Annotated in this window: 1 protein-coding gene; it reads right to left on the reverse strand. The window is 63.9% G+C overall.

The window, feature by feature from the left end; genetic code table 11:
• On the reverse strand, nucleotides 1–973 hold a 973-nt coding region (locus tag AC1DBN_RS21355), incomplete at its 3' end, for an IS481 family transposase (protein WP_477724183.1).
• Nucleotides 974–1,083 lie beyond the last annotated feature (110 nt).

Here is a 1,083-nt window from a genome sequence, read left to right on the forward strand (position 1 = left end):
TGTAATTCCCACTGAGGTTGTGAACGCGGCTGATGGGGGTTTTGCCTCCGATGCCGGTATGGGTTCTGTGGTGATTGTATGCGTGTAGCCAGTCTGGGTAGGCGGCGGCGCGTTCGGCTTCTGTTATGTAGGGTCTGGCGTAGGCCCATTCGGTGGCCAGGGTCCGGTTGAAGCGTTCTACCTTGCCGTTGGTCTGTGGCCGGTAAGGGCGGGTTCGGCGGTGCTTGACCTGTGGGCCCAGGGCAGCTGCGAAGGCTTTGGAGCGGTAGCAGGCTCCGTTGTCGGTGAGGACGGCTTTAATGGTGATGCCGTGGGCGGCGAAGAACGCTGCGGAGCGGAGCCAGAAGGCGGCGGCGGTTTCCTTTTTCTCGTTGTCGAGGATCTCTGAATAGGCGAGTCGTGAGTGATCATCAACCGCATGGTGCAGGTAGGCGTACCCGACGCCGGCGTGGCGGTTGCGCTTACCCCTGGCCCGTCCAAGGGTGCGGTGCCCGCCGCCGGTCGGTATGCGGCCGAGCTTCTTGATGTCGACGTGGATCAGATCCCCGGGCCTGTCGTGTTCATAGCGCTGCGGGGCGGGCTTTCGGACGGGCAGGCCGGTTCCCTGGTCCAGGCAGGCCAGCCGCGGCATCCGGTACCTGACCAGGACCTTGCCAACGGTTGAGCGGGCCAGGTGAAGGTGGGCCGCGATCCGATGTGGACCCCATCGCCGATTGAAACGCAGCGCCAGAATCCTCCGCTCGGTGCGCGCTGGAGTCCGGCGGGGACTCCGCCGCGGCCGGGACGATACGTCAACCATTCCGTCCTCACCCAGGGCCCGGTACCGGTCCACCCATTTCTTGGCCGTCGCCGGCGAGCACTGGAAACGCTCCGCAGCACGGCGCAACGTCCAGCCCTGCTCGATGACCAAACAGGCGAGTTTTCCCCTCGCCTTAGGTGTGAGGTCGGCGTTGGCATGAGTAACGTAGGACACGAGGGCCTCCTGGGCATCGAGATGAGTGTGGTAACCCAAATCGATACCGGAGGCCCTCGCCCTTTACATCACGCCACGCTGTTCACAACGTCCGTGGGAATTACAGCTAG

This window comes from Pseudarthrobacter sp. 10T415, from assembly GCF_056394175.1.